Genomic DNA, 21835 nt, shown 5'->3' on the forward strand with positions numbered 1-21835 from the left:
GGCGGGTCCCAGCGCCCGCCGCCGCGGGCCTCACGGTTTGTCGAGCACACTTATGCTGACTGCGACACCGTTGAGCACCGCGTTGCCCGAAGGCCCATCCAGTTCGCCGGGCACGAGATCGTTGACACTCACACCCGCGTGGTACCGTGCGTAACGCTGGCGAACACCGCTGAGGCCGTGGCCGTAGCCATGAGGAAGGCTGACCACGCTCCGCCGCATCTCCTCGTGGACCTCTGCGGGCGCCACCACCTCGCCTACCGCTGAACGCACCCGCACGAGCCCACCGTCCCGCACCTCGAGCGACGCCGCATCGTCCGGGTGCAGCCGTAGTGTGCAGCGTTCCGGGCGCTCGATGAGTGACGGCAGGTTGTGCATCCACGAGTTGTTCGAATGCACGTCGCGACGACCGATGAGCAACCAGCGTGCATCCGCCACCCCTTCCAACTCGGCGCGAGCGCGCGCCAACTCGCCCTGAATGCTGTCGTGGGCAAACTCGATCGTGCCCGAGGGAGTACTCAGGTACCCGGGCAGGCGCTCCCGCAGGGGGCCGAAGTCGATGCCGTGGGGGTTGGCTTTGAGGGATGCCAAGTCGAGGCCATCGCCTCCACCATCCAAGCCCCTACCGAACGGGCCCGTGCGCAGGAGCAGATCGAGCAAGCGCTCGCTCAAACTCTCGCCGGTCAGGCTTGCCAGGACCTCATCCACCTCAGCACCGAACATCGGGGAGTTGGGGTTGCTCAGCTCCCGTTCGATAGCGCCTCGCAAGTAGGCTTCCTCAATGGCTCGCGGCTCGTGGGCGAGCGTGCCGTGGCTTGCTAAGTGCGCGAGCTGCAGCAGGACGGACTCTTCCGAGGGGGTATCGCTCGGAAACGAATGAGGCGAGTAGTTGGCCACCGAGCGGATGGCGAAACGCGTGAACACCACATCGTAGTGATCACGCTCCAGGGGAGAAGGCGGCGGCAGAATCACCTGGGCATGGCGCGTGGTCTCGTTTAGGTACATGTCGACGCTGACCATGAAATCGAGGGTGGCGAGCGCCCTATCCAGGCGCGCGCCGTCGGGGGTGGACAGGACCGGATTCCCCGCCACCGTCAGCATCGCGCGTAGCTGACCGGGCCCAGGGCTTTCGATCTCCTCGGCCATGGCGGCCGCGGGCAGTTCCCCCATGACCTCCGGGTGCCCACTGACACGCGAGCGCCAGCGGCCCGTGCGAAAGCCGCGCCCCCCCGCCTGGCCATCGCTCATCCGTTCGTGGGCGGCGAGGGGGAACATCACGCCTCCCTCCCGATCGAGATTGCCCGTCAGTACATTGAGCAACTCCGTCGCCCACGCGGCGAGCGTGCCGTAGCGCGCCGCCTGGATGCCAAGGCGCCCGTAGACCGCGGCGCGCGGCGCCGCGGCGAGTTCGCGAGCAATCTCTCGTGTGACGCTCGCATCGATACCACACCTTGGCGCGACGGCATCAGGAGTGAAGGGCGCAAGCGCTGCATCCAGCTCGTCGAGCCCGCTAGTGAAGGCCCCCAGGCGGTCCAGGGAGGCCAGGCCCTGACTGCGAATCTCCTGGGCGAGGGCGAGGAGCCAGAAGGCATCCGTGCCTGGCGTGATCGGCAGGTGACGATCGGCGTTGCGCGCCGTGAGCGTGCGCCGGGGATCCACCACCACGAATCGCCCCCGCGCTTGCGCAGAGCCTTCAGACGCAGTGGTAGGCCCGGGGCCGTCCACAGGCTGCCGTTCGACGCCCACGGATTGGCCCCAAGCAACAGCAGATAGTCGCACCGATCCACGTCGGGCACAGGCAGCGCCGACGGGTCCCCAAAGAGCAAACCGCTGACGAGCTGCTTGGGGATCTGATCCACCGTAGAGGCGGAGAAGATATTGCGGGTACCTAATGCTTTGAGTAGCGGGCGTAGGAACAAGCCGCCCGCGAGATTGTGTACGTTAGGGTTACCGACGTAAGCGCCGATCGCCTGGCGCGCCGCAGTATCCTCGAGGTAGGGACGCAGCCCCTGCGCGACATGGGCGAAGGCCTCGTCCCAGGTGGCCTCGCGAAACCCGTCGCCATCGCGGATCAGCGGGACGCGCAAACGATCCGGATCGTCGTGCAGCTCCCCAAGCGCCACCCCCTTCGGGCATAGATAGCCGGCGCTGAGCACATCTTCGGCGTCACCGCGAATGCGGGTGATGCTATCGCCTTGCACCGTGATGGCCAAACCGCACATCGCCTCGCAGAGGGGACAGGTGCGATAGTGGACGTGTGGCTCCGTGCTGGGCGAGGCACTCATGCGTTCAGCTTCCGTGGGTCCTTCGATGAGGTCAGTGTACTGCCCCCGCGACCCGACGGTCCTCCGCTGCCTGGTATGCGGCCCTGGCACGTGGTGGTCGTCGGAGTCCACTTGACATACGAATTCGACTGTCTGATGCTAGACAGACTAATTCCACTGTCAATGCCCATGCCGACCACCCCAACGCTCCACGCCGTACTCACCGGCGATCTCATCGAATCGCGTGCTCTTGACGATCAGGAACTCGCCGCCGCCCAGCGGGTGATCCGTCAAGGGGCAAAGGACTACGCCAAAGCGACTGGCCACAAGGTGCCTGGGGCCCCCGACTTCTTCCGAGGCGACGCCTGGCAACTCCTCCTCGACAGCCCCGCCACTGCCCTGCGCCTCGCCCTGCTGTTGCGTGCGCGCCTGCGTGCCGCAACCCTAGGCGACACGCGTATCGCCATCGGCATCGGCTCCACACGGCGCGTGAACCGTCGCAAGACCTCCCTCTCCTCAGGGCAGGCCTTCGAGTTATCTGGCCACGCGCTGGACCGCATGAGTGGCTACTTCGACCTCACTGCCGCCGTTCCCCACGACGTTGGCTGGGCCGCCGAGTGGCTCCCCGTCGTCATGCACCTGTGTAGCGAGCTGGCTCGCGACTGGACCACCCGGCAAGCGGAGACGGTCGCCGTGGCGCTACTGCACCCCGACGCCACCCACGAGCAGATCGGCACCCTGCTACCTAAGCCCGTCAAGAAGCAGACCGTCACCAGCGCCCTGCGCAGCGCCCACTACCGTGCTTTACTCGAGGCCCTGCGCCTGTTCGAAGACTGCGACTGGCCGGCCTTGCTCATCACGGACGACACCCGATGAAACAGCGCCAATCACCTGTCTCATCCCAGACAGCCCCAAACGCCTGTCCCGCACCTCCCAGGACGACGGCATCGTGATCGAAACCTGCGTACTATTGTTGGCCGCCCACCTGCTGGCCGACTTCCCACTGCAACCGAACTGGCTGATCGAGCGCAAACGCCAATTCCCCTTCTTGCTCGGCCACATCGTGGTGGTCGCACTCACCGCGGGTGCCCTGCTGGGCACACTGCATTGGCCGCTACTGGCGATCCTGGTGGCCACCCACACGCTCATGGACGCCGTCAAGCTCTACCTGTTGCGGAACACGCTCGGCGCGTTCCTGCTAGACCAATGCGTGCATCTGGCCGTGATCCTAGGCCTCGCCGTCGCGTTCCCCGATGCCTGGCAACACGGTTGGTGGGCTCAACTCCACCCAGCGCACCTCCCCCTCGCCTTCGCTGCCGTCACGGTGCTGTGCGGCCTGATCGCCACGCTGCAGCCCGGTGCCATCATCATTGCCAAAGCCACGGACGATTTCTCGCGCGAGATCAGCGAGGACCGCCAGGCAACGCAGATCAAAGGACTCACCGACGGCGGCCGCTACATCGGCTATCTCGAACGTCTACTGGTGATGCTGTTGATGCTCGCGGGCTTACCCGCTGGCGTAGGTTTTCTCATCACGGCCAAGTCGATACTACGCTTTGGAGACGTAAAGGAATCCACGCAACGGAAGATGACCGAGTACATCATCATCGGCACCTTCATGAGCTTCGGCTGGGGCTTACTGGTGGCGATTCTCACGCAGGTCGGTGTGAACTACTGGCTGACGTCGCCTGCTAGCGGGTAGCGCGTTCTCCCGAGCCCAACCCGCCGGCGAGAGAATCAGCGTGTGTTCCGCCTGGATCGCGTTGCGCTCCGTTGGGACGGTGAATCGCTCACCTGCCGCAAAGCGTGGCAGGAAATCATCGTAGTGCGGCGAGCGGTAGTGCCGCGACTGACCGGTACTCAGCATGAACCTCGAGGCATCCAGATTCGATAGGTCGTAGATGACTTGCAGCGATGGGGTGAAGTCCGCCGTAGCGAAGCTCGGTGCGTTCGAGGCATCGATGCTCTTGATCATCAAGGTATCCGGGCCTCCCGGGTAGGTGCCAACCCGCGAGAACCGCTGCCCCAGCAACGGCAAGCCGGCGAAGCCTTGGTGAGGGTGGGTCATCGGTGTGGCGTCACCCCACCGCCAGTCGGTCGCCGATTCACCCAGGCGCGTCGCCAGCACCTCGGCAGCGCGCGACAGGGACCGGCGCAGCACCGCCGAGCAGTCCGGCACTGGGCTGTCGCCCGCCTGCGCGAACCACCGCGCATTCTGGCCCTCCAGCACTGCCAGGGCAATCGGCGGCAGCGGCGATCTCCTCATCCCGGGCCACATGGCAGGGCCAAGCTCGTCCGCGGCGAGTTCCTCGTGGAAGAAGCGCATCCACGTGATGAAGACCGTTGGGCCCGCGGAGTCGTTCTCGAAGCGGAAGTCCCACTGCTGCAAGGCGTCGAGCATCTCACGCTCTGCGTCCGTGAGTGCGTCGTGCTCGACTTCGAGCATCTTGGGCACCGCTCGGCTGGCGGGTTCCAGGAAGGTGTCTCGCTGCATCGCCAGGAAGCTGTCCGTCGTGCTTTCCTTGCTGATCCAGGAGCGCGTGGATTCGCATAGCGCAGTGTGGGTCGGCCCAGGCGTCGCTCAGGTAATAGGGGAAACTATCGCCGACCTGTTGCTGGTTCGCGGCGACGATGCGGCCGCTGTTCGGCCCTATCGTCTGTGGGTTGTCCGTGTAGGCAATCGGTGACCAGGTCGATCCATCGGCAGGCCTATAATCGATGATCTGGCCCGCATCGCCTTGCCGCTCGGCGTACCTGCCAGCAGACACGTAGCCGATCTCCCCGTCGACATCCGCGATGATGAAATTCAGGGACGGTCCCGTGAACCTGGAGAGCGCGTCAACGGCCTGCGCCGTGTTCCTGGCGCGGTTCAGGGCGAAGAATGCCGAGAGCGAGGTGTCGCCCTCGAAGTGGACGATCGGCAGCTCCACGAGTGCGTCCGGATCTTCCGAGAAGGCCGGCCTGATCTGGTTGCTCGGGATGATCGTGCCGCCCTCTTCCGTGGCGAGGACGCGCTCCTTGACCTCATTTCCAAAGCGGACCTGGAATACCTCGTCGCGGACGTTAAGGGGCTGCCACACGCCGTCGGACGTTCTCCGGTAGCGCGTGGCGTCTGGATCACCGTGTACGAGGGCCAGGTCCGCCGGATCGACGTTGCCGTCGGTGATGCCCCAGGCGATATGGTCCGTTCGCCCAACCGCGATACTCGGTAAACCAGGCAGGCTCGCCTCCACATGATTTTCACCGGCGATTGAAAGGTGCGTGAGATACCAGAAGTTCGGCAGGGTTGAGGGGAGTTGCGGGTCGTTCGCCAGGAGCGGCATCCCTGAGGTGGTGTGTTCGCCGCTAAGGAGCCAGCTGTCGGAGAATAAGCGGTGTTTTGATGGGCGCAATCGAGGCGCTCGCTGCTCGCTCCTCCTCTACGATAGGCCGAACTTGGAACGGTCGCAGACCCGCGAGCTCGGAGGCTCGCGCATCCGCCGCGTGAAGCAGCAGGCGTTGCGTGAGCGGAGTAGGACGGTGCCGATGTAGATGAGGGGGAGGGGGAGGAGGACGATGACGGCGAGCACTGCGGCGGTGCTGAGGATGAGCTACTTCATGCACGGACCATACGCCACTTTCGGAAGGAATGGTCCGGCGCTCCGTTCAGCCCTAGAGTCGCTCTGGTCGGCACCAAGCCGCTTGGGAAAACGATCAGTACGCTATCCTGCAACGGTCACTCGAATTGCCTAGTTAGTTCACCGAGGGGCACCCCGAGTGAGATGGTATTGAGATCGTCAGATATTGAGCCAGTAGTGACCACAGGTGTGCCCGTTGGCGTCTCAAACGTGATGGACACACGCGATCCGGTACGCTGTCCGTACAGAGGGACCTGACCGGTCGGCAGTAGTACGGCCCCAGTGATGCGGCCTTCACCGCGATCGAACAAGACCGCGTTTGCGCCGAGCGAGGCTGAGCGGAAAGTACCAGATATGTTTGTGGGCTCGCCGAGCGCTGGAATCTTCACGCGGAAAATCGTGTCCAGGTTGCTATCGGAAATAGCGAACAAGTCCCCAGCCCCCAGGGTGGTAACTCGAAAGGCCGTCACAAGCCCTTCAACGTCCAGTACGAAGTACCCTTCGACTTGGCCGTTACTATCGACTACGTACATAGCGTCGAGGTTGCCACCCGCAACGCTGACCACTGCCGCACGACCGAATGCCGCTTGATAGGCCACCCCTCGTGCGCCCTCAATAGCGTCCTGAGTGCCATTTGCCAGAAGCGAAGAGGTACGAAGTAAGTTGCAATTGGTGTCTATGACCGCAAGCGCCTCACCGCTGCTGAGTACCAGTTGCTCAAGACCAACGAACGCATCAATACCCGATACGACAAGACCCTGCTCTGCGACAGAGCATTGCCGTTGGACAACTCCAGATGCAAAGTCCACAAAGTTGAGGGTGCTTCCATCCACCACCACCAACTGCTCTGTGGAGGGAAGATACGTGATCTGAGCAACTTCGACTACACCGGACAGATCGAGTACGCGCCGAAGGCTACAAGTATCGGCATCAGCCACGTACACGCGGTCATTGCCGGCGTCCCCCCACACCAAACTGTTGGTCGCGCCTACGTACGTGACCCCGGACGGGGTATCGCTGGAAACGGCCGCCGTATCGCAAAGTTCGGAAACGGTGCCATTGATATCGAGCTCGTACAGGTCGTACGACGCGAATAGTTCGTCCGATGGATTGGCCATGAAGATGCTGTCCCTAGCCGCCACGTAGACAGCCACAACGTTGCCAGGACCGTAGACTGAAAACGGCTCAAAGCTAAAGATAGGCGCGAAGTCTGCGTCAAAGAGACCGACCTGCGATCTACCGTTGATCCCCAGATCCACTACGAGGTACTGATTCAACCCAGGGATGAACTGGATGCCACTGGGGGCGGCGAAAGGTAGCGGCTCAATCTCCATCCTCCCCACCTCCTGACAAGGCCCGCCGTTGAGCTCACTGCGATCAAGGGTAATGAGCACGTCACCAGACCGGAACGCGACCAGGTAGGTGTCCGTCTCTGGGAGATGAGTAAGACCGGTGAACAACCCACTGCCGAGCGCCGATAGATCGCATGAGCCCACGAGCGCCCCCGTCCGATCGACGATGAAGAGCTCCTGGTTACTCTGGGTAAAGTTGCTGTCCAGGATAGCGTACTGGTCATTGGTTGCGTCGTAGGCGATGTCCTGAAGCTCCTCGCTCGCGAAGTCCCCAATACTGAACGTTGCCTCGATCTCGCAGTCGTAGTTGGTGAGGTAAACGCTGGCGGTCTCTTCATCCAGAATCGCTAGGCGATCGATCGACGTGTTTACAGCAACCCCTCTAGGATTGAATACCCCGCCAGTACTGAAGCTGCAGAAGTTCTCGAAGAACAGCCCTCGCTCCGCGCGTACTTCCCCCGCCATGAACGCCAGAACCACGATCACGACAGCGCGCATGACAAGCATTGAACGGTTGGACATCAGAGTCATCCTTGAGGGGTCGATCGCGTCGGTACGAGAGGCTAACACCCGAGATGTTCAATCCGCGGCCGCCACGGATGCGACGCAGTCCACCTCCTGGACGAAGCCCAACTAGTAGCTGCAGGGAACACTAATCGAGGTTTCGTGTTAACACGCCGAGCGGTGCGCTCAGGTTTAAGACGTTAAGATCTGCAGACACGCTTCCACTACTGTTCCCCGGTGCACCCTCAGCTGTTTCAAAACTCAGGGAAACGCGAGAGCCCGTGCGCTGGCCGAACACCGGGAGCTGCGCATCGGGCAGCAACACGGCACCGGTAACGCGCCCCTCCCCGCGGTCGAACAGCACAACGTCGACGCCTAGCGCTGTGGATCTAAAGCTGCCAGAGATACTTCCCACCGGAGGAATCCGTGGCACATCGAAACGAATGATCGCGTGCTCAAAGATCCGATCGACCAGCACAGAGAAGGCGCTACCGCTATTGAGGTTAGCGATCCCCTCATCAGCGCCCGCCCCCGCCCGGTAAAAGTCCGTCTGAGCCCGACCGCTACTGTCGATAACAAACACTCGGTCTGTTCCGCTCAGCACCAAGGTTCGACCAAGTGCTGAGTCGTAGCCCACCCCGTCCGGAGCACGTGCTACGACCTGGCTTCCGTTGCGCTCAAGTGAAGCCGTGCGAAGCAGGTTGCACTCGGCGTCAATCACCGCTATCGCGTTGGCATCTCGATCCACAACGACAAACTGACCCAAGCCATCTATTGCGTCTATGCCGGACACAGCGCTGAGGCCCACCTCCCGCAAGCTGCATACGCTTTCCTCAACGGCGGAGTCGAAATCCAGCAAAGTAACGGTTCCGTTGCTGGCAACGGCAAGCTGGTTGTCTGCAGATACGTAGGCGATATCGGAGACACTCGGCGCCACAGGTAGCGTGCGGTCCACGGCGCAAGTTTCGGCATCCGCCACGACCGCGAGGTTAGTCGAGTTGTTCACCCAGATGTACTGATTCGTCGACTTAATGTAAGAGAAGCCCGCCACTGAGCGCTCGCCGATGACACAGAGATCTTCCGCAGTACCATTGATGTCGAGTTCCGTGAGCAGCTTCGTCTCAGCGTCGACCGAGTAGACGCTGTCTCGAAAAGCCACGTAGGTGACTCCCTCGAGGTTCGCGGAGTCGTAACCCACCCCGGTATCGAAGGTGTCGATCACCGAGAAACTAGTATCGTACAAGCCCACCTTGTCGACAGCGGTATCGCCCAGCAGATATTGGTCGAGCGCCGCAACGTACTCGATAGCTTGGGCACTTGTCGCGCCAATCTCCCCCAGATCGAAGCTATTGAGCTGAACGCAGGGCTCCCCGCCCAGTTGCCCAAGCCGGACGACGACCGCCTCATCGAGCGTGGGATCAGTGACGATGTAGGCGTCGGCGCCATTTCGATAGGTCACATCGGTCGGATCGACGACGCCGAGCTCAGCTAGATCGCATGACCCAACGAAAGACCCGTCGGAATTTGCGACATAGAGTTCCGCCGCGCGTCCATCCACAATGACGTAGTGCTGGGTAGCCGAGTTATAGGTTACGCCTTGCGGATCATCGCTACCGAAGACTGCGGTACTGAACTCAGATTCCACGCTGCAAGTGAATCCGACAATCGAGACTGCGGCACGGACATCGTCTACTACAGCGAAGCGCCGAATAGCTGAGTCAAAGGTCAGCCCTGACGGACTCACGATGCCGGCATCGTCGAGACGGCACGCGCTCTTGACGTAAGGCACCCGCTCGGCAGGAACGGAAGCCCCTACAAGGCCAAGGGCAGCGGCGCTGAGCAAGCTAGCGATAAAGCGAGGACGGCAGAACACTAGACACCGCTCCCAGTCTCAGTTGGCGTCGCAGACCTTCGCCCTCGCACGGCGAGAGAATCGAAACTCAGGACCCCATTGACGCAGGATCCTAGCTCCTGGCTATGTTGATAGCAACCTAAGCTCCCAATGAATTCCATCAGATGCCTGCGCGATATCTGGGGTCATCGATAGCGCTGAAACTGGAACGCCAAGCTCGGGTCGAGCTCGCGTCGCGCCTCTCGAGGAGGCGCCTTCGGTTCCGCTTCGATGGGAGGAGGCGCAGACGCGCATGACCCTACCGTGCGCCCACGCGCCCCTTTTCACCCAATACCTGGGATTGTTGGCTAGACGCGGGATTGAGCATCGGGGAAGGGCCTCTGGCGGCTCCGAACGGACCTGCCACCCCACCACAAGGACGCCGCCAGAGCCAACCTAGTTTGCAGCTAGATGAGCGATAACTTCTTCAGCGGTGACCACATCTGCATACCGCCGCCCCACATCCCGCGATTCTCATGGTGCGACCCCTCCGCCATATCCCCACAACAATCCTCCGGCACGATCACCCGGTACCCGTTGGAGAACGCATCGATAATCGACGCCCGAATACACCCACTGGTGGTGCACTCGGTAATGATCACCGCATCCACCTGATGCTTGATCAGAAACGTCTTCAACGGCGTCTCAAAGAAGATCGACGGCGCCGTCTTGCAGAAGGTGAAGTCGTGGTCCGGATCGTGGATCCGCTCATCGAGCTCCGTTGAGGGATGCCTGTAGAAGAAGTCCTTGTACAGCACCTCCACCTTCCAGTACGGAATGTCTCGCTTAGACTCGTACGCCGTGTAGCACTTCGCCACCGGCACCCCAAGCGGGCGCGCCACCTCCAGCAAGCGCAGCACCGATCCCATCGCTTCGGGCTCGCGTGCGAACAGAATTCGCAGCGGGAACGGCACGCTCAACACCCACTGGCGGATCGGCACCGCCGGTAGCACCTCTTCCACCAGCAGCGCCCACGTATCTGCCATGCGCCGGGCACCGCAGCTCGGGCACCAGCCCTGGGCCAACGACCCTTCGGCGTTCTCCCCGACTGCTCGTCTGGGTCTACTTCATCGCCGCCGGACTCGCCAGCGTCATCGGTGGCATCGCCGCAGGTCAGTCGGCGCAATTGGCAAGCCTCTCCCCCTTCTCGTCCGACGAGGAGCCGATGCTCAATTAGGTGCTCTGTTTCGTCTTCATCTCCGTAGGTTCCGCCTTGATCAGAGATCGAGGACGAGACGGGATCGATTCAGGTGCGGGACGTGCCCGGCCTCGTCCACGTGCTGAGCCATACCAGCGGCAGCATCGAGATCACGCGGGTGGGAGCCGTACGCGTCGACGAGGACAGCTCAGGCTCCATCAAAGCGTCGACCGTGGCAGGTCCGCAAGCCATTTGAAGCTGCGGACCGCCGTGACCGGGAACGCCTCCGAATGACCTGACCGCTCGACCACCTCGAGCGCGTGCAGCTTGAGGCCGGCACTGCCGTTTCCCCCCAGCGTTGATATCAACACCTGAATCTCGGCCATGGCCTCCGTTTCTTTCTCGCCAACACTAACGTAAACGTTGGCATCGAAAGCCGTACCCTCCGTTTTGCGCTTGGCCGCGAGACCCTGGACGAACTCCAGACTCCCGGAGTTGAAGGCGGGGCTGCCGAGCACGTCGTGCGTGAACGTGTCCGGCGCTTCTAGAAGAATCCGAAGGAACCGCCCAGCGAGACGCCGAAGTAGATGCGCTGCGCCGGGTCCGCAGCGTAGTTGGCCTCCACGTAGTTGATGACGTCATCGCGAATGAGCGTCAGATGGTTGCGACCCTGACCCACCTTGTAGTTGGCCTGCACCTCGGGATCGGAGGCTGGGACCACCGTGTAGTCGCGGAAGCGGCTGATGTGGGGTCACTCATCACCTTCGAAATCGTCCTTCGCGTTCTTCTGCCACGAGATCATCACAACGATGGCGTTCGGCAGCATGTACTGCGCCGCGCCGGACAACATCTCCATATGCCAGGCGCCGTCCGTGGCGTACACCACCGGGTGCCGGGTGTCTGTAGCTTCGCCGTAGCTCTCGGGCAGCCGGCATCGAATCGGCTATTGTCGACCCTAATTCAAACGCCAAACTCGCGCTTGTCGCTTCTAACGGAGTGGACGATGCGCCAGATCGTGCCACATCCGCCAGCGCTCTGCGCGCCGTTGCGGGAAGGCACTCTGACCCGGGCGCAGACGCGGCACCTCGTCGGGAGCGGAGGCCGCATCGGCACCGGGTAGGCTCATAGCGAAGGCCCTGCAGCAAGGGCCAACCTCGCGATCGACCAGCAAATACCGCTCATCGCCGGCGCGCGGACAAGGCACGCCGCCTCCACGTACCATGCAAGCACTACGATTGAGCTTCCCGTTCTGCTAGCCAGGATTCTAACCCTGCGGCGCACCATAGCCCCCACAAGGATGAGGAGACACCATGGCCCACCCCTTCCCATCGCGCCAGTCCACTGCATCCACGGTCACCCGCAGCGCGGCTGCGGCTCCCCGCGCACCCGCACCACGCGCATGCCCGCGCCGCACGCTGAGCATCGCCTGCGCCGCTGCCATGGCCACGGGCGTGCCGCAAGCGGCGCTCGCCCAGCTGCCCGCCAGTGCCCATGGCACGCAAGCCGGCTTTGTACTCAACGGCGTCAACGCAGGCGACAGTGCGGGCCGATCCAGCGCCGTAGGTGACGTCAACGGTGACGGCATCGGTGACCTACTGATTCGCGCCTCCGGTGCTGCCCCTAACGGCATGCGCAGCGCCGGGGAGGCGTACGTCGTGTTCGGGCGATCCGGTGGCTTCCCGAGTGAATTCGAGCTCTCCACCTTGGCCGTGGGCGACGGTTCTGAAGGGTTCGTCATCAACGGCATCGATATGGTGGATGTCTTGGGGAACGAACTGGCCGGCACCGGCCGCGTGCCCGGGGATGTCAATGGCGACGGCATCGACGACATCGTGCTCGGCGCTGCCGGCGCGGACCCCGGCGGGCGGCGAAGCGCCGGCGAGGCCTACGTGATCTTCGGCCGCATCAGTGGCTTCCCGTCGGAGTTCGAGCTCAGCACGCTGGCCACCGGGGATGGCAGCGAGGGATTCGTCCTTAACGGGATCGACGTCGAAGATCAGACAGGCGTGTCCCTAGGCGGCGCCGGGGATGTGAATGGCGACGGCATCCAGGACATCTTCATCGGTGCAGACCGCGCCGACCCGAACGGCGTTTACAACACCGGCGAGGCTTACGTGGTCTTCGGCCGCAACACCGGCTTCCCAGCGCAGTTCGAACTGGCTGACCTGGCCACGGGCGATGGATCCTCCGGTTTCGTGCTGAACGGTGCCGGTGAGCGCGACAGCTTCGGCTACTCCATCGCCGGGCTTGGCGACATCAACGGCGATGGCCTCGGCGATCTGTGCATTGGCTCCCTGGCCAGCCCCGACTTGACCTACGTGGTCTTCGGTCGGGCCAGCGGCTTCCCAGCGCAGCTTAACCTCGGCGACTTACCCGGTGGCGACGGCACCGAGGGGTTCGCCGTGCGCGCAGCCGACGCCTTCGACGGCACCGGCGAGGCGGTCAACGAGGCCGGTGACGTCAACGGCGATGGCATCGATGACATCCTGATCGGCGCGGACAGCGCAGACCCGGGGGGCCGCAACGGCGCCGGCCGGGGCTACGTGATCTTCGGCCGAACCACCGGCTTTCCCCCCGTATTCGACCTAGGCGTGCTGCTCGCGGGTGACGGCACCGAGGGCTTCGCCATGAACGGCGTGGAGGCCGCCGACGACTCCGCCCGCCGTGTCGGCGGGGCAGGGGATGTCAACGGCGACGGCATCGCCGATGTGATCATCAGCGGCGACAACGCGGACGTCGACGGCAAAATCAACGCCGGTGAGTCCTACGTGGTATTCGGCCGCCAGAGCGGGTTCCCCGCGCAGTTCGAGCTCTCTTCCCTCGCCGCGGGCGATGGTAGCCAAGGGTTCGTCATCGTGGGCATCGACGAAGACGATCGCGCTGGCAGCGCCGTCAGCCGCGCGGGCGATGTGAATGCGGACGGCATCGACGATGTGCTCGTCGGCTCCTTCAATGCCAGCCCTGACGGCAAGCTTTTCGCGGGGGAGACCTACGTGGTGTACGGCACGCGCGACGGCTTCCCGCCCGTGTTCGAACTCGCCACGCTGACGCCTCCTATCGCGACCACGACCTTTGCGGGGGCCGATGCGCGGGTAATCGGATGCCGCAACGTCACCACCGGCGAGGCCGAGGTGTTTGCCGATCCTCCACCCAACGTGAGTACGCTGATCGATTGTGGGGCGAACGGCGTCGGAGTGGTGACGGGGGATGAGATCACCATCACCGTACGCGGCGTGAGCCTCACGACCGTGCTCACCGGCGGCACCGACGGCCTGACCTTACAGAACGTGCTCTGCACGAACGAAACGACGGGCGACCGTCGACTCGCGCTCATCGATGCGAACGGCCGGTGGGACTGCGACAACAACGGGTTCCCCCTGGGCAACGAGGCCAGCGTGTCCGTGAACATCGCCGCGACGGTTCAGTAGGCGCAGCAGGGGCTTACTGCGCCGCCCCGGGGGCGGGAAACGCCCGCCCGACTCCGGGAGTGGATCCCAGGCGCGCGACGAACGCGCCCTGCTAGAACCCCGCCCCATGGCCAATGCCGATGCCCCTCCCCCACCGCCCGACGCCGACGCTCGCGCCCGCGCGCGGGCCTACGCCCGCCAGCGCGTGACGGACCCGCGCCTCGCCCGTGAGCTCGCCCCCGGCTCGTACGGGAACCAGATGCGACGACACTCAATGTAGCCCCAACCGACCTGCGCGAGGAGATCGCGAGAGCAGAGACTACCGCGAGGCCTACTTGAACGATCTGAACGGGATTTATCCGGGCCTCACCGCGTTGCAAATGGGAGCGACCCTAGAGCACGAGGCGGAGGATTCGCCGGAGTGGCTTGATGCTCTTGGCTCTGACGACGAAGCTCGCCACGAGCGTGCGAAGTTGCAGTCTGATGTCTCGGCGTCGAGGCATTCCGTGAGGATAGCGATTGATGCGAGCGTTGAGCCTGATGTTCCGCGCGGCCGACGACGACTTGGTGGTCGGTCTCGCTTCGGGCGCGCCAGGAGGCGATGTGATCTTCCATGAAGCGTGTCGCGAGCAAGGCATCAGTTCGTGGGTCGCGCTACCGATGCCCAAGGATGACTACGTAGCCCGTGCGTTCGGCGACTTGGACAGCTGGCGATCGAGATTCCTCTCTAGCGCGGGGCACGGCAAGGTCTTGGAGCTATCGGACCGACCCGGACTACCGCGTTGGTTAGATGATACGCAGACCGAGTGCGACGCGTGGAGCCGCGGGAATCGCTGGACGATCTCGATGGCGCAGTCATGGGGTGCCGACGAGACGATCGTCTTGGTCCCTTGGGACGAACAGGACGATGGTGCGCTTGGGCGGACGACCGAGTTCGTGCGACTCGCGCGCAACACCGGCCTGAAGGTGGAGATCATCCCAATGCCACAAGGCTAAGTGCATGCGGTCCCGCAAGTAGTCGAGAAGTCCTGCCCCCCTTGGGTTGGGCTAGCACTTTCATCTTCCGGCCTTTGCACCCTGTCTGGCGCCTAGGCACGGGTCGAGAGACTGCAAGGACGAAGAGGGGAATCTGCCCGGTGCCATCAGGGTAAACGACGCGACTGAACGCGCGCTGGCGTTGACTCTAGATCGGTTCGATGAGGTGCTGAAACAGTCCCGGGACAAGCGGATTCCGCATTCCCTGTGTGAGCACGTGTACAGCCTCGCGCAGGCTTTCGCCGCCTTCTACAGCGCCCTTCCCATCGCCACAGAGGCGGACTCGGACCTGCGCGGCTCCATGCTCGGGCTATGTGAGGCGGTTGCACGGTAACTGCGAACCGGGCTCTACCTATTGGGTATCGAAGCGTCCGAGCGGATGTAATTGGCGCGGTGCGCTCATCATCAATACGTAAAGAACGTAACCCACGACCTACACCTCTGGATCAGCATCCAAGACTGAGAGCTACAACAGAAGGAGAACACGTGGTCTCCGTTGATAGTGGCGGAGTGGCCGTGCAAGGTAGCCGCCTCGCTGCTGTCGCCGTTTATTGCTGCGACAAAGAGCTCGACGGTCGGCGTACCCGCTTCTGTAGCCTCAGGCTCAGTGCGTTGATCGCTAGAAACCGGTGGGTCGAACGATGGGGGTTGTGCTCCCCAGCGTCCGGCTCCGATGAACGTAACCGCCACCAGCGCGGCCACCGCGACACCACCAAGCTAAATCACGGTTAGGCATAGGGGAGACCCCTCTGGTTTTTGCACTCACGTCTAATCCGCTACGCTTGTGTACGTGCGACCGTGGTCACGTGGGTAACACTGAAGCTGGGAGTTGGTTGAAAGGCACGGATATGCGGCCGAGCTAGTGCCTCGACGAGGCATCGCAGCATGCCGAGAATGACCGAACCTGACACCCCGCGCCAGTCATACGCGCTGTCGTTGACTTTGCCGGATACATCACCGTGCAAACACACCCGTGGAAGCATAAGCAGAGTGAACGGCATCGCTGAAGTACGCTCCGACCCCACCGAAGGCGCTGACGCCCGCATTTAGAAGTCCGCAGCCGCGACTCCCACCATGTCGACCCAGACAGCCCGTTCGTCTTTCCAGCAACTCCGCCCTCTTTCGCCACCGCTCGTCGAACTCGCCACGGGCCAAACCGTAGCGCCCGTCGATCGCGGCCACTCGAGATGCCCTCAATCAACATACCCAGACCCGAGCCCCTATGCTGGCGGCCCACGCGCCCCCCGTCGCTCGATCCGCGCTTCCCACCCCCAACTCCTGAGAATGCCTATCAAAATGATTGGCTCGGAACCTAGCGAGAGCGGAAGATCCTCGATAGAGAGGCGATCAGTGCCCCAAGCAGCACGCAGAGTTTTGCTCCAGCATGGTCTGCGCCAGGTGCCGGGCTTGCTCGCGTTCGTGGAGACGCAGCAGGCTCATGCGAGCGTCCGTCGCGGCGAGCATCCGGTTCACGGCGCGGCCCGCGATTCGCTCCGGGTTGGGCTCGTACTCCGCCCGCAGCAAGGCCGTGTAGAGCAACATGGTGGCCGCCGCTTCGATGTGTGCGTCCGGCTGCAGGCCCTGCTCGTAGCGGGTGATGAGTAGATCGACTAAACCGTATAGGGCGAATTGGTTGCCCAGCTTCCAGGCGTCACGCAGCAGCGTCTCCTTCAGCTTGGGATCCTGCACGTGCTCCGCATAGTTCATCTTCGCTTGGCTGTAGGGGCCTTCGGCAACGCGGGCAAGCAGCGCGAGTTGATCGGCCTCGGTAGCGCGCGGAACGCCCTTGCAGTCGTCGTAGGTCTCGCGTAACCGCTGCGCCATCTCGGCCCGCTTGTCGGACTCGGCGAGGCGAAAGACCCCGCGACCTGGCCATTCCAGCCGGTGCGTCTGCTCCATCGTATCAATCGCATTGCTCAGCGATTGCTCGGTGCTGTGCGCCTGCCGACACGTCTCGAGGATATCGTGCACCATGAGTGTGGCACTCGGATCGCCCGCGTCCATCATCGGCTCGAGCTCTGCCAGGGCGTCCGCGTAGGGTGGCGGCCGCCACCGCGAGGGCTGCGGCATCGCGGGGGGTGCCTCCCAGCGCAGGGCGCGAGGGCCGCCGTCGCCGAGACAAACGTGGTTGAGCGGGCAGCGGCGAATCACCTCGCTGATGGCGGTGGGCGAGGGCTTGGAAGCCGTGGCCGCGGCGCTCCTCGTGGTCGCCGGCGGCGCCGCGTCTTGGACAATCGATTCGAGCGGTGCTCCCACGTCGGGTGGCGGCGCGTCGTTCCGTTGCTCCTCAGCAGGCGTGCGCAGGATCATCGTCGTGAGTACGCCAACACCAAGCAGCGTGGCGAGGATCACTGGCGTGCGCATGGATCGTCCCCACCTGTTACGGTGATGAGGTGCCTGGGAGCGTGGCTAGGGGGGCGCATGCGATCGTTACTAGGGATGGCCTTGCTGGCCGCCATGCTCGTCCTCCGGGGCGCTGACGCGAGCAGCCGAATCTACACCCGTTTGCCGCAGTACATCGACCAGTCGAGCTTGATCGTACTGGGACGGATCCGATCGGCACAAGGTGAGCGCAGGGACCTGGGCGACGGGGACACGGACATAGTGACCCGGCGCGTCTTCGATGTGGAACGGGTGTTCTACGATGCCTCGGGCGCAGTCGTAGCGGGGCAGCAAATCGAGTATCTGACCTCGGGCGGGCGGGTGCCTGGAAGTGACGAAGAGGTGGTCACCGTCGGCGGCACCAGGCACTACGGCAAGGGCGCGCGCGCAGTGCTCTTCCTGCCAGGCCGCCTGTGGTTGGGGGATCGAAGTCCGCCCATGTACGAGGTGAAGGTCGCGCTCGGACCCGACGGGCGAGAGTATTTGCTCACCCAGGACGGCGTTCTGGAGGACATACGCTCCGCCGAGTTCGCCTTCGCCACCGCGAGCACTGCTGATGGTCGTCGGGTCCGGTCTTTGGACGAGGTGACGCCGGACCTGCCGACGGCGAGCGTGTTACTAAACCGTTTGCAGAGCGCCATCCGCACGGTGAAGGAGACTCCCGTGGGGCGCTGCCTGGCGAAGCCACTGCCGCATCTGGAGGGGCGTGATGCGCAGTGGTGGGAGTATCAGGATGAGGAACCCGCGGGGTGTGCCTTCTCGCGCGACTTCTGTGGCTGGTTGACGGACTACACGCTGGCCGTTGCCGGTGACCCCGACCGGTACCTGACCGCCCGCGATGCCTTACTGATGACCCAAGGCTACGATCGCTTCATCGACGACATCTCCCGGGCGCGCCGGGAGCTTCGGGGCGAGATGGAGGGCTGGATGTTACTGGCGTGGCACGATCCTAGATCGCGCGGCCAGCATCGCTTGATCTACGTTGCCTACGGTGACGAGCGCTCCTGCCAAGCGACCTACCTCGTGGCAAGCGCTGGCGGCGGCGGACAGGGCTATACGCTCGCCCACGGCGCGAGCCCTCTGCGGTCCTGCCAGGTTCCGAGATTTCCCGTGATCTGCGATTCCGCCGAGGCCTACGAGTTCGAGATCAACGCACTCACCGCGTCCCATGAGGGCGAACCCACCGTGTTCTTCGTTCGCGAGGACGGGGACCTGTGCGGTCTGGCGCTGCCCGCGGGCGAGGCGCCCGAGTGGCTGCGAGAACTGCAGCAGGGGACGTTCCTAGCGGTGCCCTGGGTGCTCTGAGGCGACGGGCGGTAAGCAGAAGCAGAACATACGGTATCGCTGAAGTACGCCCCGACCCCACCAAAAACCGCTGACGTCCGCCTGCGAGCCCGCAGCCGCGACTCCCACCGTGTCGACCCCACAGCCAGTTCGTCTTTCCAGCAACTCCGCCCACTCTCGCCACCGCCGCGTGTCCGAGGGTCCGCTCCCACGGCAATGTGGATAGATCTCGTTACCTTCCCGTGTCGAAAAGAACTTGGTAAAAACGCTAGCGCTTACCTCGGAGCCCCTAGGGCGTCCTCGTAGATCGCGAGTGTGTGATTGCCTATTGGCGACCCCGTCTGAGCGGTAAACGCGAGAGGCGTGCCAATATGAGTTCAGGTAGACCGATCCGTAAGGTTTCGAAGGATAAGACAAATAAACGCTATCCCCGAAGTAGGCGCCGATCCTTCCGTGCCCCGCTGATGCCCTCCTCATCTGCTCCCTAAGGACGGCTAGTCCCCTTTCGACCTAAATGGGCTGCGCCCTTTTCCAGCAACCTTACCCAGTTTCACCACCGCACCGCTGGTCCGACGCGAGCGAAACCGCAGCGCCCGCCAATCACGGCCAACCGGCCGAGCGACCAGGTGTCGACCCAGGCGTGAGCGAGATTCTGCGCCTGCGCGATCCAGCTGCCCGCCTCGCCGCCCTGCGCGCGAGCGACCACCCCCAAGCCCAGTTCCTGTGGGCCTTGCATCGCGACCTGTTCCACTACTGCGCTTATCACCTAGGGGACATCGCCGACGGTGCCCGTCAGCTCGATTTCGCCATCCGTTGGGGCTACGGCTGGAAGCTCGGCCCCTTCGAGCTGTGGCAAGCCGCTGGCTGGCGCCAGGTAAGTGAGTGGATTCGTGAGGATATCGCTGCAGGCAAAGCGCTGTGCAACGCACCGCTCTGCTTCTCGGCGAACCTAAGCCCGCAGATAAAATGGTGGAGGAAACCGACTCCATCCGCTTGTGGACCCTCGATGATGAGGTGCTGATCGCCAGCTTCAGGACCAAGCGCAACACCATGTCGCTCGGCGTGCTGGAGGGCCTGCAACGGGCTGCCGATCTTCCCGAAACGGGCCCGTGGAAGGGCCTCGTCGTGTGGCAAAGACGACGAGCCCTTCTCCTTCGGCGCCGACCTCACCCAGGCGACGGACCTGGTGATGCGCGGCGACGCGGAAGGGCTCAACAGCATGATTCACAACTTCCAATCGACACTCATGCGCCTGAAGTACTGCGGCGTACCGACCGTCGCCACCGTGCGGGGCATGGCCCTCGGCAGTTCGTGCGAGCTGATCCTGCAATGTGATCGCGTGGTCGCCGCCCACGAATCATGCTCGAAGGCCACTTCATCAGCGAGCACGACTACGAGATCGGATCGCGCATCGCCGATGCCCTGTGCGGCGGCGACGTCGACCCAGGCACCCTCGTAGACGAGGAGTAGCTCCTGCGCCTCGAGCGCGAGCACTTCGTCGCCTTGACGCTGGACAAGAAGACCCAAGCGCGCATCATGCATACGCTCGAAACCGCCAAGCCCGTGCGCAAATGATCAGGAGATTCGACGAATGACCGAGAAAGCCTAGAGCGTTGCCGCCGCCCGCACGCCCACTAGCCGCGCAAACAAAGGTGCCTTCGCCAGCACCCGACGTGACGACCTCCTCGCCCACGTGCTGCGCGGCGCGGTCGACCAGGTGCCGTCCATGGATCCCGCCGCCATTGAAGATGTCATCATCGGCTGCGCCATGCCCGAGGCCGATCAGGGCATGAACGCCGCCCGCATCGCCACGCTCCTCGCCGGATTGCCCGAGTGCGTGCGGGCCATGACCGTCAACCGCTTCTACTCCTCCGGCCTGCAGACCATCGCCACCGCCGCCCTGCAGATCCAGCTAGGGCAGGCCGACGTGATGGTCGCCGGTGGCACCGAGTCGATGACCATGGTGCCCATGATGGGCCACAAGGTGTCCTTCAATCCGGCCATCCTCGCCAACGACGAGAACGTCGCCATCGCCTACGGCATGGGCATCACCGCTGAGAAGGTGGCACAGAAGTGTGAAGTGAGCCTCGATGCTCAAGACGCCTTCGCCCTGCGCAGTCACCCACGCGCGCCATCGCCGCCATCGAGCCGGGTAAGCAACAGCTTGGATCCCTGCCGTACGAGGTGATTCGCCACCTACCTGGTGACGGCGGCAGCGTGCGCGAAGTACGCCATACGATCGAAGTGGACGAGGGGCCGCGCCCAGACACCAGCCTCGAGGTGCTCGGTATCCTGCGCCCCGTGTTCGCTGCCAAAGGATCTGTGACCGCCGGAAACAGCTCACAGATAAGCGATGGCGCCGCAGCGCTGGTCCTCATGAGCGAGCGCGCGGTCAAGGATCACAATGTGGAGCCGCTAGCGGTGTTCCACGGGTTTTCCGTGGCGGGCGTACCGCCGCAGCTAATGGGCATTGGGCCAATCGCTGCGATTCCGAAGGTACTAAAGCGCGCCGGAGTGAAGCTCGACGACCTGTCGTGGGTCGAGCTGAACGAAGCCTTCGCGGCCCAAGCCCTGGCGGTGATCAAGGAAGTTGGGTTGGATGAGGAGAAAGCCAATCCCCTAGGCGGCGCGATCGCCCTCGGCCATCCCCTGGGCGCAACAGGGGCCGTGCTCACGACCAAACTGCTGCACAACGTCAGAGCCGACAAGCCGGCCGGGCAGTCTGCCTACGGCATGGTGACCATGTGCATCGGCACGGGCATGCGGGCCGCCGGCGTCCTCGAGGTGCTGTAGGGCCTGATAGTCGCCGTGGGGGAGTCGCTTCCGCTTTCTATCGACGCTGGCGCCGTCACCTCCCCTCGAGGCCATGAAGCGCCGAGCCCCCCAATGCGGCTCGGCGCCCCCCGCATACACAGCGTCGCCCGGCTTAGTTTACTGCGGGTGTTACCGCACCCCCACAGACTC

General features: G+C 63.6%; 17 protein-coding genes and 3 pseudogenes. 8 read left to right on the forward strand and 12 right to left on the reverse strand.

Features of this window, described 5'->3' with window-relative positions:
- Positions 1-30 precede the first annotated feature (30 nt).
- Both AAGA68_08360 and AAGA68_08365 read right to left on the reverse strand, forming a co-directional pair.
- Positions 31-1776: a molybdopterin dinucleotide binding domain-containing protein gene (locus AAGA68_08360; GenBank protein MEM9385062.1), complete on the reverse strand. Its 1746-nt coding sequence runs from the start codon at positions 1774-1776 to the stop codon at positions 31-33.
- 26 nt (positions 1777-1802) lie between these two features.
- Positions 1803-2282, reverse strand: a pseudogene (locus AAGA68_08365) (molybdopterin-dependent oxidoreductase).
- A 135-nt stretch (positions 2283-2417) separates the two neighbouring features.
- On the opposite strand from AAGA68_08365, the gene AAGA68_08370 reads away from it, so the two are divergent.
- The gene (locus tag AAGA68_08370; GenBank protein ID MEM9385063.1) at positions 2418-3137 is read left to right on the forward strand and encodes a hypothetical protein; all 720 of its coding nucleotides are present in this window, start codon (positions 2418-2420) and stop codon (positions 3135-3137) included.
- A gap of 73 nt (positions 3138-3210) precedes the next feature.
- The gene (locus AAGA68_08375) at positions 3211-3963 is read left to right on the forward strand and encodes a DUF3307 domain-containing protein (protein MEM9385064.1); all 753 of its coding nucleotides are present in this window, start codon (positions 3211-3213) and stop codon (positions 3961-3963) included.
- On the opposite strand, the gene AAGA68_08380 is transcribed toward AAGA68_08375, so the two are convergent.
- The 8 genes and pseudogenes from AAGA68_08380 to AAGA68_08415 all read right to left on the reverse strand — a co-directional run bounded on the left by AAGA68_08380 (position 3898) and on the right by AAGA68_08415 (position 11649).
- On the reverse strand, positions 3898-4755 hold the full coding sequence (locus tag AAGA68_08380) for a penicillin acylase family protein (protein MEM9385065.1): 858 nt from the start codon (positions 4753-4755) through the stop codon (positions 3898-3900). The genes AAGA68_08375 and AAGA68_08380 overlap by 66 nt on opposite strands.
- Complete coding sequence (locus AAGA68_08385) at positions 4664-5653, reverse strand: penicillin acylase family protein (protein MEM9385066.1); 990 nt, start codon at positions 5651-5653, stop codon at positions 4664-4666. The genes AAGA68_08380 and AAGA68_08385 overlap by 92 nt, the downstream gene beginning before the upstream one ends.
- A gap of 323 nt (positions 5654-5976) precedes the next feature.
- A complete protein-coding gene (locus tag AAGA68_08390) occupies positions 5977-7752 on the reverse strand; it encodes a hypothetical protein (GenBank protein MEM9385067.1) in 1776 nt (591 codons plus the stop codon).
- A 130-nt stretch (positions 7753-7882) separates the two neighbouring features.
- Positions 7883-9607 (reverse strand): hypothetical protein, encoded by a 1725-nt coding sequence (locus tag AAGA68_08395; protein MEM9385068.1) that lies wholly within the window; start codon positions 9605-9607, stop codon positions 7883-7885.
- A gap of 425 nt (positions 9608-10032) precedes the next feature.
- A pseudogene (locus AAGA68_08400) lies at positions 10033-10644 on the reverse strand (isochorismatase family protein).
- 337 nt (positions 10645-10981) lie between these two features.
- The gene (locus tag AAGA68_08405; GenBank protein ID MEM9385069.1) at positions 10982-11281 is read right to left on the reverse strand and encodes a hypothetical protein; all 300 of its coding nucleotides are present in this window, start codon (positions 11279-11281) and stop codon (positions 10982-10984) included.
- Between the two features lie 26 nt (positions 11282-11307).
- Positions 11308-11484, reverse strand: a complete 177-nt coding sequence (locus tag AAGA68_08410; protein MEM9385070.1) for a hypothetical protein — start codon at positions 11482-11484, stop codon at positions 11308-11310.
- Between the two features lie 30 nt (positions 11485-11514).
- Positions 11515-11649: a hypothetical protein gene (locus tag AAGA68_08415; GenBank protein MEM9385071.1), complete on the reverse strand. Its 135-nt coding sequence runs from the start codon at positions 11647-11649 to the stop codon at positions 11515-11517.
- A gap of 424 nt (positions 11650-12073) precedes the next feature.
- On the opposite strand from AAGA68_08415, the gene AAGA68_08420 reads away from it, so the two are divergent.
- The 3 genes from AAGA68_08420 to AAGA68_08430 all read left to right on the forward strand — a co-directional run bounded on the left by AAGA68_08420 (position 12074) and on the right by AAGA68_08430 (position 15539).
- Positions 12074-14191 carry a hypothetical protein gene (locus tag AAGA68_08420; protein MEM9385072.1) on the forward strand — a complete coding sequence of 706 codons (2118 nt, stop codon included), beginning with the start codon at positions 12074-12076 and terminating at the stop codon, positions 14189-14191.
- Positions 14192-14692: 501 nt separating this feature from the next.
- Positions 14693-15166: a hypothetical protein gene (locus tag AAGA68_08425; protein ID MEM9385073.1), complete on the forward strand. Its 474-nt coding sequence runs from the start codon at positions 14693-14695 to the stop codon at positions 15164-15166.
- A gap of 145 nt (positions 15167-15311) precedes the next feature.
- Positions 15312-15539 carry a DALR anticodon-binding domain-containing protein gene (locus AAGA68_08430; protein ID MEM9385074.1) on the forward strand — a complete coding sequence of 76 codons (228 nt, stop codon included), beginning with the start codon at positions 15312-15314 and terminating at the stop codon, positions 15537-15539.
- Between the two features lie 1013 nt (positions 15540-16552).
- Here AAGA68_08430 and AAGA68_08435 read toward each other — a convergent pair.
- Positions 16553-17569 carry a hypothetical protein gene (locus AAGA68_08435; GenBank protein MEM9385075.1) on the reverse strand — a complete coding sequence of 339 codons (1017 nt, stop codon included), beginning with the start codon at positions 17567-17569 and terminating at the stop codon, positions 16553-16555.
- Between the two features lie 57 nt (positions 17570-17626).
- Here AAGA68_08435 and AAGA68_08440 point away from each other — a divergent pair, with 57 nt between their 5' ends.
- Both AAGA68_08440 and AAGA68_08445 read left to right on the forward strand, forming a co-directional pair.
- On the forward strand, positions 17627-18892 hold the full coding sequence (locus tag AAGA68_08440; protein ID MEM9385076.1) for a hypothetical protein: 1266 nt from the start codon (positions 17627-17629) through the stop codon (positions 18890-18892).
- Between the two features lie 619 nt (positions 18893-19511).
- Complete coding sequence (locus AAGA68_08445; GenBank protein MEM9385077.1) at positions 19512-19892, forward strand: hypothetical protein; 381 nt, start codon at positions 19512-19514, stop codon at positions 19890-19892.
- A gap of 203 nt (positions 19893-20095) precedes the next feature.
- On the opposite strand, the gene AAGA68_08450 is transcribed toward AAGA68_08445, so the two are convergent.
- Positions 20096-20398: a hypothetical protein gene (locus AAGA68_08450; GenBank protein MEM9385078.1), complete on the reverse strand. Its 303-nt coding sequence runs from the start codon at positions 20396-20398 to the stop codon at positions 20096-20098.
- An 85-nt stretch (positions 20399-20483) separates the two neighbouring features.
- Here AAGA68_08450 and AAGA68_08455 point away from each other — a divergent pair.
- Positions 20484-21664, forward strand: a pseudogene (locus AAGA68_08455) (acetyl-CoA C-acyltransferase).
- The last annotated feature ends 171 nt before the right edge of the window (positions 21665-21835 follow it).

The organism is Pseudomonadota bacterium, assembly GCA_039193195.1.
Classification (GTDB): Bacteria; Pseudomonadota; Gammaproteobacteria; order Steroidobacterales; family JBCBZW01; genus JBCBZW01.

What these genes read in the sequence shown, in the direction of transcription:
- AAGA68_08440 (MEM9385076.1), top strand. Translation starts at nt 17,627, where the DNA reads ATGCGATCGTTACTAGGGATGGCCTTGCTGGCCGCCATGCTCGTCCTC.
- AAGA68_08420 (MEM9385072.1), top strand. Translation starts at nt 12,074, where the DNA reads ATGGCCCACCCCTTCCCATCGCGCCAGTCCACTGCATCCACGGTCACC.
- AAGA68_08370 (MEM9385063.1), top strand. Translation starts at nt 2,418, where the DNA reads ATGCTAGACAGACTAATTCCACTGTCAATGCCCATGCCGACCACCCCA.
- AAGA68_08380 (MEM9385065.1), bottom strand. Translation starts at nt 4,755, where the DNA reads ATGCAGCGAGACACCTTCCTGGAACCCGCCAGCCGAGCGGTGCCCAAG.
- AAGA68_08390 (MEM9385067.1), bottom strand. Translation starts at nt 7,752, where the DNA reads ATGTCCAACCGTTCAATGCTTGTCATGCGCGCTGTCGTGATCGTGGTT.
- AAGA68_08425 (MEM9385073.1), top strand. Translation starts at nt 14,693, where the DNA reads ATGCGAGCGTTGAGCCTGATGTTCCGCGCGGCCGACGACGACTTGGTG.
- AAGA68_08435 (MEM9385075.1), bottom strand. Translation starts at nt 17,569, where the DNA reads ATGCGCACGCCAGTGATCCTCGCCACGCTGCTTGGTGTTGGCGTACTC.